The organism is Pseudomonas protegens CHA0 (assembly GCF_000397205.1).
GTDB lineage: Bacteria > Pseudomonadota > Gammaproteobacteria > Pseudomonadales > Pseudomonadaceae > Aquipseudomonas > Aquipseudomonas protegens.
In genome coordinates, this window is record NC_021237.1 from 6,277,531 (window position 1) to 6,291,548 (window position 14,018).

At 63.9% G+C, this 14,018-nt stretch carries 12 protein-coding genes; 6 read left to right on the forward strand and 6 right to left on the reverse strand.

From position 1 onward, the window contains the following. Positions 1 to 8 precede the first annotated feature (8 nt). From bioD to bioB, 5 genes are all read right to left on the reverse strand, one after another. Positions 9 to 689 carry a dethiobiotin synthase gene (gene bioD, locus PFLCHA0_RS28120; RefSeq protein ID WP_011063864.1) on the reverse strand — a complete coding sequence of 227 codons (681 nt, stop codon included), beginning with the start codon at positions 687 to 689 and terminating at the stop codon, positions 9 to 11. Then, positions 686 to 1,498 (reverse strand): malonyl-ACP O-methyltransferase BioC, encoded by an 813-nt coding sequence (gene bioC / locus PFLCHA0_RS28125; protein ID WP_015637272.1) that lies wholly within the window; start codon positions 1,496 to 1,498, stop codon positions 686 to 688. Before bioC ends, bioD begins: the two co-directional genes overlap by 4 nt. Continuing rightward, positions 1,491 to 2,222, reverse strand: coding sequence for an alpha/beta fold hydrolase (locus PFLCHA0_RS28130; protein ID WP_015637273.1), 732 nt, complete (start codon positions 2,220 to 2,222; stop codon positions 1,491 to 1,493). The genes bioC and PFLCHA0_RS28130 overlap by 8 nt, the downstream gene beginning before the upstream one ends. Beyond that, a complete protein-coding gene (gene bioF / locus PFLCHA0_RS28135) occupies positions 2,215 to 3,393 on the reverse strand; it encodes an 8-amino-7-oxononanoate synthase (protein WP_011063867.1) in 1,179 nt (392 codons plus the stop codon). The genes PFLCHA0_RS28130 and bioF overlap by 8 nt, the downstream gene beginning before the upstream one ends. Positions 3,394 to 3,516: 123 nt before the next feature. Beyond that, the gene (gene bioB / locus PFLCHA0_RS28140; RefSeq protein ID WP_011063868.1) at positions 3,517 to 4,572 is read right to left on the reverse strand and encodes a biotin synthase BioB; all 1,056 of its coding nucleotides are present in this window, start codon (positions 4,570 to 4,572) and stop codon (positions 3,517 to 3,519) included. Between the two features lie 90 nt (positions 4,573 to 4,662). On the opposite strand from bioB, the gene PFLCHA0_RS28145 reads away from it, so the two are divergent. The 5 genes from PFLCHA0_RS28145 (at position 4,663) to rarD (ending at position 10,482) form a co-directional block, all read left to right on the forward strand. Then, positions 4,663 to 5,403, forward strand: coding sequence for a ComF family protein (locus PFLCHA0_RS28145; RefSeq protein ID WP_015637275.1), 741 nt, complete (start codon positions 4,663 to 4,665; stop codon positions 5,401 to 5,403). 65 nt (positions 5,404 to 5,468) lie between these two features. After that, on the forward strand, positions 5,469 to 6,233 hold the full coding sequence (locus PFLCHA0_RS28150) for a TOBE domain-containing protein (protein ID WP_011063870.1): 765 nt from the start codon (positions 5,469 to 5,471) through the stop codon (positions 6,231 to 6,233). Positions 6,234 to 6,317: 84 nt separating this feature from the next. Then, positions 6,318 to 8,222, forward strand: a complete 1,905-nt coding sequence (locus PFLCHA0_RS28155; protein ID WP_015637276.1) for a PhoX family protein — start codon at positions 6,318 to 6,320, stop codon at positions 8,220 to 8,222. Between the two features lie 158 nt (positions 8,223 to 8,380). Next, complete coding sequence (locus PFLCHA0_RS28160) at positions 8,381 to 9,355, forward strand: serine/threonine protein kinase (RefSeq protein ID WP_011063872.1); 975 nt, start codon at positions 8,381 to 8,383, stop codon at positions 9,353 to 9,355. Positions 9,356 to 9,594: 239 nt separating this feature from the next. Next, the gene (gene rarD, locus PFLCHA0_RS28165; RefSeq protein WP_011063873.1) at positions 9,595 to 10,482 is read left to right on the forward strand and encodes an EamA family transporter RarD; all 888 of its coding nucleotides are present in this window, start codon (positions 9,595 to 9,597) and stop codon (positions 10,480 to 10,482) included. A gap of 222 nt (positions 10,483 to 10,704) precedes the next feature. Here the strand turns inward: rarD and PFLCHA0_RS28170 are convergent, their stop codons facing one another. Beyond that, positions 10,705 to 11,223 (reverse strand): glycine cleavage system transcriptional repressor, encoded by a 519-nt coding sequence (locus tag PFLCHA0_RS28170; protein ID WP_011063874.1) that lies wholly within the window; start codon positions 11,221 to 11,223, stop codon positions 10,705 to 10,707. 552 nt (positions 11,224 to 11,775) lie between these two features. On the opposite strand from PFLCHA0_RS28170, the gene PFLCHA0_RS28175 reads away from it, so the two are divergent. Beyond that, entirely contained in the window at positions 11,776 to 13,953 is a 2,178-nt protein-coding gene (locus PFLCHA0_RS28175; RefSeq protein ID WP_011063875.1) for a malate synthase G, read from the forward strand. Positions 13,954 to 14,018: the final 65 nt, after the last annotated feature.

Here is a 14,018-nt window from a genome sequence, read left to right on the forward strand (position 1 = left end):
GGCAAAATCTAGTCCAGCAGATCCAGTTGCAAATGCTCGGCCACCGCCTCGGCGCTGGCCGGCTTGAGTTTCGGCACCCTGCCCAGGCACGGGGCCGGCAAGCGTTCGGCCAGGGTTGCGAGGTTTTCCTCCAGACGAGAGGTCTTTGGATCGATGATATTGGCCACCCACCCCGCCAGTTGCAGGCCGTCCTGAGCGATGGCTTCGGCCGTCAGCAACGCATGATTGATGCAACCCAGACGCACGCCCACCACCAGGATCACCGGCAACCCCAGCGCCATGGCCAGATCCGACAGATTGTCCTGGTCTGCCAGGGGGACCCGCCAACCACCCGCGCCTTCAATCAGCGTGAAGTCCGCGCCCTTGGCCAGCAGATGGCGCATGGGCGTCAACAGCGACTGCACGGTCAGCGCAACCCCGGCCTCTCGCGCTGCCAGATGAGGGGCGATGGCCGGTTCGAAGGCAACCGGATTCACTTCTGCATAGGCCAACGGCAACGAAGACTGCGCCTGCAATGCCAGGGCATCGGCGTTACGCAGGCCCTTGGCCGTCAGCTCGCAACCCGAAGCCACCGGCTTGCCCGCAGCAGTACTCAGGCCGGCCAGACGCGCCGCATGCAGCAAGCCGGCCGCAATGGTGGTTTTCCCCACATCGGTATCGGTACCCGTAATGAAGTAGGCAGGGCTCATAGCGGTTTCTCCAGCACGGCATAGACCACTTGATAAGTCGCCGGCAGGCCCTTGGCCTGTCGGAAACCCTCGTAGGCATCGATCAACCCGGCGATCCGCGCCCGTCCGGTCAAGCCGCCCGGGCGTCCGGGATTGAGGTTGTGCGCGCCCAGGGCTTTCAACTCATGGGTCAGGCTGCGCACATCCGGGTAATACAGGACATGGGGCGCCTTTTCCAGACTGCGCACTTGCAAGCCACTGGCTTCACACAGCTGTCGATAATGTTCGAACTCACGGAAGCGATTGACGTGAACCTGGCCATCGACCTGCGCCCAACTTTCGCGCAGTTCCTGCAAAGTACCCACGCACAGGCTGGCAAAAGCCAGCACGCCGCCCGGCTTGAGCACCCGCATAGCCTCACTGAGCACAGCAGAGAAATCGTCGCACCACTGCACCGCCAGGCTAGAGAAGATCAATTGGCAACTGTCGCCTTGCAACGGCAGGCGTTCAGCATCCCCGGCGATGAAATGGTCCGCGCCACCCAAAGGCCGGGCGTGATTGAGCATGCCCTCGGCAATATCCAGGGCCAGCCCCTGGGCAGCACGGAAACGCTGCCCCAGCACCCGGCTGAAATGCCCAGTGCCGCAGCCCAGGTCCAGCCAGCACCGTGGCTCAAGGCCCGGGGGCAGACGGCTGAGCAATTGTTGCCCAACCGCACGCTGCAGCTCCGCGACACTGTCGTAGCTGGCCGCCGCGCGGGAGAACGAAGCCGCGACCTGGCGCTTGTCAGGCAGGCGAACGGGAAAGGCAGTCAGAGAAAGATCAGTCATCACCGGACTCATGCAAGAAAGCCTGGATCGCTCCCGCCACTCCATGGGGGTCCTCCAGGAGAAATCCGTGGCTGGCGTGTTCAATCAGGCCAACTTCAATATCCGGCAGCAAGGCCAGCAATTCACCGGCCGCCTCGGCAGGCACCAGAGCATCGAGCCCGGCAAACAAGTGCAACTGCGGCCCGCGAAAGCCTTGCAAGGCTTCGCGGGTATCCAACTGCGCCAGCAACTCCAGCCCGGCCATCAGCACCGCCGGCGCCGTGGTCGGCGCGCCGCTCAGGAGCAACCGCGACAGGCCTCGCGTGTCCGCGGCGCCCTGGGCGCAGAGCAAGGCAAAACGCTTGAGGGTGGTTCGCGGATCGGCCGCGCAGCCGGCCAGGAAGCCGTCGAAGATTTCCCCGGCCATGGCACTGGCCCATTGTTCATGGGCGACAAAACTGGGATTGCTGGCCAGGGTCAGCAGGCCGCAGCAGCGCTCACCACGGCGCGCCGCCAATTCCGAAGCCAGCATGCCGCCGAGGGACCAGCCACCCAGCCAGGCATTGTCCGGCACGGCGTCATCGAGTTCGTCCAGCCAGTCCTGCGGGTCGCTGGAGGTCAACTCCGGCAAGGGCTCGATCTCCACCCGCAAGTGTTCATCCAGCCCCTGCAAGGCCGCCGCCAGAGGTTCCAGCGGCGACACGCCCAAGCCCCAGCCCGGCAACAGAATCAGTCGATCACGCATGGCTCGGCTCCGCTTGCAGTTCTCTGAAACAGTCTGCCAACGCGCTTAACAATAGCTGCACCTGAGCCTCGCTGTGGGCCGCGGACAAGGTCACCCGCAGCCGCGCGCTGCCGGCCGGCACGGTAGGCGGGCGAATGGCGCTGACCATGATTCCCCGTTCACGCAGCATCTGCGACAGACGCACGGCCCGAGCACTGTCGCCCACCAGGATCGGCTGGATCGGGGTGAAACTGTCCATCAGCTGCAGGCCGATCTGCTCGGCGCCCTGGCGGAATTGACGGATCAAGGCCGCCAGGTGCTCGCGCCGCCAATGCTCGCTGCGCAGCAGCTCCAGGCTTTTCAGGGTGGCGCAGGCCAGGGCTGGCGGCTGACTGGTGGTGTAGATATAAGGCCGGGCAAACTGGATCAGGCTTTCGATCAGATCCTCGCTGCCGGCGACAAAGGCCCCGGCGGTGCCGAAAGCCTTGCCCAGGGTGCCCACCAGTACCGGCACCTCATCCAGCCCCAGGCCGAAATGCTCCACCAGCCCGCCGCCATTGGCCCCCAGCGGCCCGAAACCATGGGCATCGTCCACCATCAGCCAGGCGCCACGGGCCTTGGTTGCCCGAGCCAGGGCCGGCAGGTCGGCGACATCGCCATCCATGCTGAACACCCCATCGGTGACCACCAGGGTATTGCCGGTGGCCTTTTCCAGACGCTTGGCCAGGCTGTGCGCATCGTTGTGCAGATAACGGTTGAAGCGCGCGCCGGAAAGCAGCCCCGCATCAAGCAGCGACGCGTGGTTGAGACGATCCTCCAGCACCGTATCGCCCTGCCCCACCAGCGCCGTCACCGCCCCCAGGTTGGCCATGTAGCCGGTGGTAAACAACAGCGCCCGAGGGCGGCCAGTGAGTTCGGCCAGCGCCTCTTCCAGGGCGTGATGGGGCGTGCTGTGGCCGATCACCAGATGGGAAGCACCACCGCCCACGCCCCAGCGGCTGGCACCGGAGCGCCAGGCTTCGATCACTTGCGGATGGTTGGCTAGGCCCAGGTAGTCGTTGTTACAAAAGGCCAGCAATGGCTGACCGTCGACCACCACTTGCGGCCCCTGGGGGCTCTGCAGCAGCGGGCGCTGGCGATAGAGGTGTTCGGCACGGCGGGCAGCAAGGCGCGCGGCGAGATCAAAAGACATGCAGGCCTCGATGTTGGCTTACGGACAGTTCATCGCCAGGAGCTGGCTTGCCGGCGAAGCAGGCGACGCGAAATCCATGAGGCTCGCGAGATTCGCCGGCAAACCGGCTCCTACGGCAGAAGGTCAGACGGCGGCGTTGTAGAACTGCTCGCTGCTTTTCTGCTCCACCAGGGCCTGTTCGATGGCGGCCTGGTGCACCTCGTCGGCGTGTTCTTCGCGGGCTTCGGGCTGGATGCCCAGGCGCGCGAACAACTGCATGTCCTTGTCGGCCTGCGGGTTGGCGGTGGTCAGCAACTTGTCGCCATAGAAAATCGAGTTGGCGCCGGCGAAGAACGCCAGGGCCTGCATCTGCTCATTCATCGCCTCACGGCCGGCCGATAGCCGCACATGGGATTGCGGCATGAGAATCCGCGCCACCGCGAGCATGCGGATAAAGTCGAAGGGGTCTACCTCTTCGGCATTTTCCAGCGGCGTACCCGCCACCTTCACCAGCATGTTGATCGGCACCGACTCCGGATGCTCCGGCAGGTTGGCCAGCTGGATCAGCAGGCCGGCGCGGTCATCCAGGGATTCGCCCATGCCGAGAATGCCGCCGGAACAGATCTTCATGCCCGCGTCACGCACATAGGCCAGGGTCTGCAGGCGCTCGCTGTAGGTGCGAGTGGTGATGATGTTGCCGTAGAACTCCGGCGAGGTATCGAGGTTGTGGTTGTAGTAGTCCAGGCCGGCCTTGGCCAGCGCCTCGGTCTGGTCCTGATCGAGACGGCCCAGGGTCATGCAGGTTTCCAGGCCCATGGCCTTCACGCCTTTGACCATCTCCAGCACATAGGGCATGTCCTTGGCCGAAGGGTGCTTCCAGGCCGCGCCCATGCAGAAACGGGTAGAACCGATGGCCTTGGCCCGGGCGGCCTCTTCCAGGACCTTCTGCACCTCAAGGAGCTTTTCCTTTTCCAGGCCGGTGTTGTAGTGACCGGACTGCGGACAATATTTGCAATCTTCCGGGCAGGCGCCGGTCTTGATCGACAGCAGCGTGGAAACCTGGACCCGATTGGCGTCGAAATGCGCGCGGTGCACCGTCTGCGCCTGGAACAGCAAGTCATTGAACGGCTGGACGAACAGGGCTTTGACTTCAGCCAAAGTCCAATCATGACGCAGGGTGGCGGTGGTGCTGGCGCTCATGGGCGATTCCTTGATTATGCTTGGCAAGCGGTGCGGGACAGGAAAGCCCACAGCCGCGACACGGATGTTCGGCATATTTAAGGAAGAGTCATGCACTGTCAACCCAGATACAAAGGACCGGTTTACATCTGGTTAAAAAACAATCAGGCATGTTTATTGTGTGACGAACCCAGCGATTCGGCCCTGGCCCTGTGTGCTCCCTGCCTGGACGAGCTGCCCTGGCTCGGCGCCCAGTGTTCAGTCTGCGCCCTGCCCCTGCCTGGGCCCGGCCTCACCTGTGGCCAGTGCCTGCAAGAGCCGCCGGCGTTTCAGCGGGTGATCGCACCCTGGCGCTACGATTTCCCGGTGGACAGCCTGATCAGTCGTTTCAAGCACCATGAGAAATGGCCTTTTGGCCGGCTGATGGCCGAACTTCTCGGCCAGTTCCTCCACTATCGCTTCGATGAAGGCCTGCCACGGCCTGATTGCCTGCTGCCGGTGCCACTGTCCCGCAGGCGGCTGCGCCAGCGCGGCTTCAATCAGGCAGGCATGCTGGCCCAGTGGCTGGGCGCTTCGTTGCAATTGGTGGTGCAACCCAAGCTCCTCCTGCGCACCCAAGACACCCCCGCCCAGCAGGGCCTGGATGCCCGGGCCCGCCAGCGCAACCTGCGCCAGGCCTTCGCCCTAGCAGATCAGGCCCAGGTTGCAGGACGACACCTGGCCCTGGTGGACGATGTCCTGACCACCGGCGCCACCGCCCAGGCCCTGGCCCGTTTGCTGATCAACGCCGGTGCCCGTCGGGTGGATATCTACTGCCTGGCCAGGACCCCAAGCCCCGGCACCGGCGACTGACTTGACTCTCGTCGCCCAAGCCGCAAACTCCCAGTCCACCCCCAGTGTTCAAAGCGCCCCCCGCCATGTCCTTGCCCACTCTGTTGACCCAGCACATCGTCCGCCGCCCGCAACGCATTGCCTTGCTGCAACACATCGCCGAACAAGGCTCCATCACCCGCGCGGCAAAAAGCGCCGGCCTGAGCTACAAGGCAGCCTGGGATGCCATCGACGAACTGAACAACCTGGCCCAGAGCCCGCTGGTGGAGCGCAGCGTCGGCGGCAAGGGCGGCGGCGGCGCCAAGCTGTCCGCCGAGGGCGAGCGGGTGCTGCGTCTTTACCAGCGCCTGCAAGCTCTGCAGGCCCAGGTACTGGAAGCGGCGGAAGACACCAGCGACCTCGACTTGCTCAGCCGCCTGATGCTGCGCACCAGCGCGCGCAATCAGTTGCATGGCAAGGTCCGGGCTGTCGAAAGCCAGGGCTGCAACGACCTGATCGTCCTGGAACTGCCCGAGGGCCTGCAACTCCAGGCGCAGATCACCCACGACAGCACCCTGCGCCTGGAACTGCTGCCGGGGACCGAAGTGGTGGCACTGATCAAGGCTGGCTGGCTGGACGTACAAGCTGCGGGCGCCCAAGTAACAACTGGACACAATTGCCTGAGGGGCACGATCGAGCAGATTCTCGACGCCGAGGACGGCCCCTGCGAGGTGCGAATTGCCCTGCCCAATGGTCAGACCTTGTGCGCCCTGGCCGAGCCGTTGCTGCTCAAGACCCTGGAGTTGAAGGAATCCTCGACCGTCCAGGTGCAGTTCTCACCGTCCCACGTGCTGATCGGAACCCCGCTCTGACCAAGGCTCCACCGCCATTTCACTGCAACATATTCGTCATGGGGGCTCATTAAGGTGGCTGCAAAAACCTGCAGGGAGCCTGATATGAGCCTGTTACTAGAAGAAGACCAACCCACCGACCTGGAACAGATGGTCGGCCTCAGCCGCCGCGGTTTCATCGGTGCCGGCGCCCTGTGCGGTGCAGCGCTGTTCCTGGGCGGCAACCTGTTGAGCCGCAGCGCCCTGGCCGCCAGCGTCAGCGCCGGCACCAGCCAGTTGCTGGGCTTTGCCGGCATCCCTGCCGCCACCAGCGACAGCATCACGTTGCCACCTGGCTACAAGTCCTCGGTACTGATCAGTTGGGGCCAGCCACTGGCCAAGAACGGCCCGGCCTTCGACCCCAGCGGCAATGGCACCGCCCGGGCCCAGGAAGTGCAGTTTGGCGACAACAACGACGGCATGAGCCTGTTCGCCTTCCCGGACGACCGCCACCGCGCGCTGATGGCCATCAATAACGAATACACCAACTACCGCTACCTCTACCCCCATGGCGGCTTGCCGCAATCCGCCGAAGACGTGCGCAAGGCCCAGGCCAGCGAAGGCGTGTCGGTGATTGAAGTGCAGCGCAAGAATGGCCAGTGGCAGTTCGTCCAGGGCTCACGCTACAACCGACGGATCCACGGCAACACGCCGATCCGCCTGAGTGGCCCCGCAGCCGGTCACGATCTGCTCAAGACCAGCGCCGACCCCAAGGGCAGGAAAGTCCTCGGCACCTTCCAGAACTGCGCCAACGGCAAGACCCCATGGGGCACCTACCTGACCTGCGAAGAGAACTTCACCGACTGCTTCGGCAGCAGCAACGCCGAGCAGAAATTCGACGCCGCGCAGAAGCGTTACGGCGCCGTGGTGGCCAGCAAGGAGATCAACTGGCACCTGCACGATCCGCGGTTCGACCTGGCGAAGAACCCCAACGAACTCAACCGTCACGGCTGGGTGGTGGAAATCGATCCGTTCGACCCGCAATCGACCCCGGTCAAGCGCACCGCCCTGGGTCGTTTCAAGCACGAAAACGCCGCCCTGGCCGAAACCCGCGACGGCCGCGCCGTGGTCTACATGGGCGACGACGAGCGTGGCGAATTCATCTACAAGTTCATCAGCCGCGACAAGATCAACCACCGCAACCCCAAGGCCAACCGCGACCTGCTGGACCACGGCACCCTGTACGTGGCGCGCTTCGATGCCGGCGACGGCAACCCGGACCACCCCAAGGGCCTGGGCCAGTGGATCGAGCTGACCCACGGCAAGAACGGCATCGACGCCAGCAGCGGCTTCGCCGACCAGGCCCAGGTGCTGATCCAGGCTCGCCTGGCCGCCAGCGTGGTCCAGGCCACGCGCATGGACCGCCCGGAATGGATAGTGGTCAGCCCCAAGGACGGCCAGGTCTATTGCACCCTGACCAACAACTCCAAGCGTGGCGAGGACGGCCAGCCGGTAGGCGGCCCCAACCCGCGGGAGAAGAACGTCTACGGGCAGATCCTGCGCTGGCGCACCGGCGACGACGATCATGGTGCCATGAGTTTTTCCTGGGACCTGTTCGTAGTGGCCGGCAACCCGGGGGTGCACGCCGGCCAACCCAAGGGTGGGTCGTCCAACATCACCCCGCAGAACATGTTCAACAGCCCCGACGGGCTGGGTTTCGACAAGGCCGGGCGCCTGTGGATCCTCACCGACGGCGACTACAGCAACAGCGGCGACTTCGCCGGCATGGGCAACAACCAGATGCTCTGCGCCGACCCGGACAGCGGTGAGATCCGCCGTTTCATGGTCGGGCCGGTGGGTTGCGAAGTCACCGGCATCGCCTTCGCCCCGGACCAGAAGACCCTGTTCGTGGGTATCCAGCACCCTGGGGAAAACGGCGGTTCGACCTTCCCCGAACACCTGCCCAACGGCAAGCCACGCTCCTCGGTCATGGCCATCACCCGGGAAGACGGCGGCGTCATCGGCGCCTGACCCCGCCTCGCGCCCGGCCGGCTTCTGCACCCGCAGGAACCGGCTGGGTTGCGAACCCGACGCACGGCCGAACCACCGGCAAACCCTCCCCCGCTGGCTCCCCGTCTGCGTTACCATGCTTGGCCGGACGCGGCAGCCTGCTGCGCGCAGGAGTAAGCATGTCGCACCCGTTTGAAACACTGACCCCCGATCTGGTCCTGGACGCCGTTGAAAGCATCGGCTTTCTCAGCGACGCCCGCGTGCTGGCGCTCAACAGCTACGAAAATCGCGTCTATCAAGTCGGCATCGACGAAAGCGAGCCACTGATCGCCAAGTTCTACCGGCCCCAGCGCTGGACCAACGAAGCGATCCTGGAAGAACACCGCTTCACCTTCGAACTCGCCGAATGCGACGTGCCGGTGGTGGCGCCGATCATTCACGACGGCGCCAGCCTGTTCGAACACGCGGGCTTTCGTTTCGCCCTGTTTCCCCGCCGCGGCGGGCGCGCCCCGGAGCCAGGCAACCTGGACCAGCTCTACCGTCTCGGCCAGTTGTTGGGCCGCCTGCACGCGGTGGGTGCCACCCGCCCGTTCGAACACCGCGAAGCCCTGGGGGTGAAGAACTTCGGTCACGATTCCCTGGCAACCCTGCTGCAGGGCAACTTCATCCCCAAGAGCCTGCTGCCAGCCTACGAGTCGGTGGCCCGGGACCTGCTCAAGCGGGTGGAAGAGGTCTACCAGGCCACGCCACACCAGAACATCCGGATGCACGGCGACTGCCACCCCGGCAACATGATGTGCCGCGACGAGATGTTCCATATCGTCGACCTGGATGACTGCCGCATGGGCCCGGCGGTGCAGGACCTGTGGATGATGCTCGCCGGCGACCGCCAGGAATGCCTGGGCCAGTTGTCCGAGTTGATGGATGGCTACAGCGAGTTCCATGATTTCGACCCGCGGGAGCTGGCCCTGATCGAACCACTGCGAGCCTTGCGCCTGATGCACTACAGCGCCTGGCTGGCACGACGCTGGGACGACCCGGCGTTCCCCCACAGTTTCCCCTGGTTCGGCAGCGAACGTTATTGGGGCGATCAGGTGCTGGCCTTGCGCGAACAGCTGGCGGCCCTCAACGAAGAACCCCTCAAGCTGTTCTGACCCGGCCTGCAGGAGCCGGCTTGCCAGCGAAGGGGACCCGAGAAATCGCCTTCGCCGACAAGCCGGTACCCACACAAGGGCGCCAGCCGTAGGAGCTGGCTTGCCAGCGAAAGGGCCCGAGAGATTGCCCTCGTCGGCAAGCCGGCGTCCACAGTGGGCAGCGGGGTAAAAGTCAGGACAGGTCTAGACAATTGTCCTTACAATTGCGGCTTTGTTAGCTGCCTAAGCAAGGATTCTGCATGCAAGCCGCCAACCCGCGCCGCGGGTACATCCTGGGTCTGACCGCCTACATCATCTGGGGTCTGTTCCCGCTCTATTTCAAAGCTATCGCCAGCGTTCCCGCGGTCGAGATCATCATCCACCGGGTGCTCTGGTCGGCGCTGTTCGGCGCCCTGCTGCTGATGGTGTGGAAGCACCCCGGCTGGTGGCGCGAACTGCGGGACAACCCCAGGCGCCTGGCGATCCTGGCCCTGAGCGGCACCCTGATCGCCGCCAACTGGCTGACCTACGTCTGGTCGGTAAACAACGGGCGCATGCTCGAAGCCAGCCTGGGCTACTACATCAACCCACTGGTCAACGTGCTGCTGGGCATGCTGATTCTTGGCGAACGCCTGCGGCGCATGCAGTGGCTGGCGGTGATCCTGGCGGCGGTGGGCGTGGCCCAGCAAGTGTGGCAGGTAGGCAGCCTGCCCTGGGTCTCGCTGATGCTGGCGCTGAGCTTCGGCTTCTACGGGCTGATCCGCAAGCAGGCGCCGGTCAAGGCCCTGCCCGGCCTGGTGGTGGAAACCTGGATGCTGGTGCCCATCGCTCTGGGTTGGCTGCTGCTGCACCCCGATGCCAGCAGTGCCCATGCCGAGTTCTGGAGCAGTTCCCAGGCCTGGTGGCTGGTGGCCGCCGGCCCGGTGACCCTGGTACCTCTGGTGTGCTTCAACGCTGCCGCACGGGACCTGCCCTATACCACCCTGGGTTTCCTCCAGTACCTGGCTCCCACCCTGGTGCTGCTGCAGGCCGTGCTGCTGTTCGACGAGCACCTGTCCTCCAGCACCCTGCTGGCCTTCATGTTTATCTGGGCCGGCCTGGCGGTATACAGCGTGGATGCCTGGCTCAGCCTACGCGGGCGTCGCTGATCAATAAACGCACAAAGCCCTGCAGGCCACGTTCTTCGTGGCTTGCAGCGGTTCTTCCCAAGGTTATCCACAACCTGATCCCCGTCCTTTGTGCACAAGCCCTTGAAACTGCTGGTTTTTTGATCAACTGGCGCAACGCCGCGCTGGCTCTGGGCCAGGGCCTGGTCTCTACAGGTTATCCACAGGCACATGCACGGTTTACTGGGATAACCCTCACAAGGCTCAGGGCTCGCTGCGCAGGACCAATTCCACCATCAAGTCGTCCGCCAGGGTTTCCAGGCGCGCCTGCAGCACTTCCAGGGACAGGGTCAGGGGCACCGCAAGGATCGCCTCGGCGTGGAACAGCGGCTCGCTGCTCATGGGCGCTGGGCGCACCTCGGTCACCAAGCGCTCCAGGTTCACCCCCTGCTCGGCCAGCAGCCGGGTGATGTCGCGCACGATTCCCGGGCGGTCGTTGCCCACCAGTTCCATGGCGATGGGTTTCCAGGTGCAGGATTGCTCCACACCGCTTTCGGCGATCAACACGCGAATGCCCTGGGCCGACAAGCCTTGCAGGGCATCCACCAGTTCATCGTAGGCTTCGGCCGGCACTGCCACCCGCAGGATCCCGGCGAACTGCCCGGCCATGCGTGACAGGCGGCTTTCCAGCCAGTTGCCGCCATGCTCGGCGATGCACTGGGCAATGCGCTCGACCTGGCCGGCCTTGTCCGGGGCGAATACCGTGAGAACGAGATGGTCCATGGCGCAGCCCTCTTTGAGCAATGAAAGATCCAGTATAGGCAGCCTCATTCCCCGCGCCTTCCAGCCCATAGCAGCAGCTTGTGCAGGAGCTGGCTTGCCGGCGAATGCGCCCGCAAGGCCGACGCAAACCCCGAAGGCCCATTCGCCGGCAAGCCGGCTCCTACGAGGGTGCGCAAGGCAAAACACAAATCGTGTACAACTTTTTGTATTTATATGGAACAATCCACCGGTTTTTTGAGAACATCGCATTCCCCTGCGTGACCGCACTGCACTTTAAAGTCGCGGAACGACGCTTTTAGTCTAATTTTCACAACCGCAGTTCATCATGTAGTATGCCGCAGCGCGCACTACATAACGTTGGAACGATGTTCGCCAAGGCCTGATCGCAACCCCCGCAACAGCCCGTCAGCAAGGCTCCGCCGTTGATTGGAAGGACCCAGCCGCCAGCGATGGCATGTACTGGAGAACAGGGTTGTGCTTTAAATGGCCGCCGGCTTCATTGTTAATTTGAAGAGCTGAAAAGCGAAATAGCTGAGCAGAGTGAGGCAAGCAATGACTGAGCACGTTCAAGTCGGTGGCCTGCAGGTCGCCAGAGTCCTGTTCGACTTCGTGAACAACGAAGCCATTCCCGGTACCGGCCTCACCGCCGACTCGTTCTGGGCCGGTGCAGACAAGGTCATTCACGACCTGGCGCCGAAGAACAAAGCCCTACTCGCCAAACGCGATGACTTCCAGGCACGTATCGATGCCTGGCACCAGTCCCGTGCCGGCCAGGCGCATGACGCTGTGGCTTATAAAGCCTTCTTGCAAGACATCGGTTACCTGCTGCCAGAAGCGGCGGATTTCCAGGCCACGACGCAAAACGTCGATGAAGAAATCGCCCACATGGCCGGCCCGCAGCTGGTGGTGCCGGTGATGAATGCGCGCTTCGCCCTCAACGCTTCCAACGCTCGCTGGGGCTCGCTGTACGACGCCCTGTACGGCACCGATGCCATCAGCGAAGCCGATGGTGCGGAAAAAGGCAAAGGCTACAACAAGGTCCGCGGCGACAAGGTCATCGCCTTCGCCCGCGCCTTCCTCGATGAATCCGCGCCGCTGACTGCCGGCTCCCACGTGGACTCGGTGAGCTACAAGATCGTCGGCGGCAAGCTGGTGGTCGGCCTCAAGGGTGGCAGCAACAGCGGCCTGCGCAACGACGCGCAACTGATCGGCTACCAGGGCGACGCTGCGGCCCCTACCGCGATCCTGCTCAAACACAACGGCCTGCACTTCGAGATCCAGATCGACGCCACAAGCCCGGTCGGCCAGACCGACGCCGCCGGGGTCAAGGACCTGCTGATGGAAGCGGCCCTGACTACCATCATGGACTGCGAAGACTCGGTCGCCGCAGTGGATGCCGACGACAAGGTGGTGATCTACCGCAACTGGCTCGGCCTGATGAAAGGCGACCTGGCGGAAGAAGTTTCCAAGGGTGGCAAGTCCTTCACCCGCACCATGAACGCCGATCGCGAATACACCGGGGTCAATGGCGAGCCGGTGAAACTGCACGGTCGTTCGCTGCTGTTCGTGCGCAACGTCGGCCACCTGATGACCATCGATGCGATCCTCGACAAGGATGGCAACGAAGTGCCGGAAGGCATCCTCGACGGCCTGGTCACCAGCCTGGCGTCGATCCACAACCTCAACGGCAACACGTCGCGCAAGAACAGCCGCACCGGCTCGATGTACATCGTTAAGCCGAAGATGCACGGCCCTGAAGAAGCGGCGTTCACCAACGAGCTGTTCGGCCGCATCGAAGAGGTGCTGAACCTGCCGCGCAACACCCTGAAAGTCGGGATCATGGACGAGGAGCGCCGCACCACGGTCAACCTCAAGGCCTGCATCAAGGCGGCCAGCGAGCGCGTGGTGTTCATCAACACCGGCTTCCTCGACCGTACCGGCGACGAAATCCACACCTCCATGGAAGCCGGCGCCATGGTGCGCAAGGCCGACATGAAGGCCGAGAAATGGATCGGCGCCTACGAGAACTGGAACGTCGATATCGGCCTGAGCACCGGCCTGCAAGGCCGCGCGCAAATCGGCAAGGGCATGTGGGCGATGCCGGACCTGATGGCAGCGATGCTCGAACAGAAAATCGCTCACCCACTGGCCGGCGCCAACACTGCCTGGGTTCCATCCCCGACCGCCGCTGCGCTGCACGCGCTGCACTATCACAAGGTCGACGTATTCGCCCGCCAGGCCGAACTGGCCAAGCGTGCCCGCGCCTCGGTGGATGACATCCTGACCATCCCGCTGGCGGTCAACCCGAGCTGGACGCCAGAGCAGATCAAGAACGAACTGGACAACAACGCCCAGGGCATTCTCGGTTACGTGGTGCGCTGGATCGACCAGGGCGTGGGCTGTTCGAAAGTGCCGGACATCAATGACGTCGGCCTGATGGAAGACCGCGCCACCCTGCGTATCTCCAGCCAGCACATCGCCAACTGGCTGCGCCACGGCGTGGTCACCCAGGAGCAGGTGCTCGAAAGCCTCAAGCGCATGGCTCCGGTGGTTGACCGGCAGAACGCCAGCGACCCGCTGTACCGCCCCCTGGCACCGGACTTCGACAGCAACATCGCCTTCCAGGCCGCCCTGGAACTGGTGATCGAAGGCACCAAGCAGCCAAACGGCTACACCGAGCCGGTCCTGCACCGCCGGCGTCGCGAGTTCAAGGCCAAGAACGGTCTGTAAGCCCGCGTAACCAGCAGTAATTAAAAAAGCCCCGGTCGCAAGGCCGGGGCTTTTTTTCGCCTGTG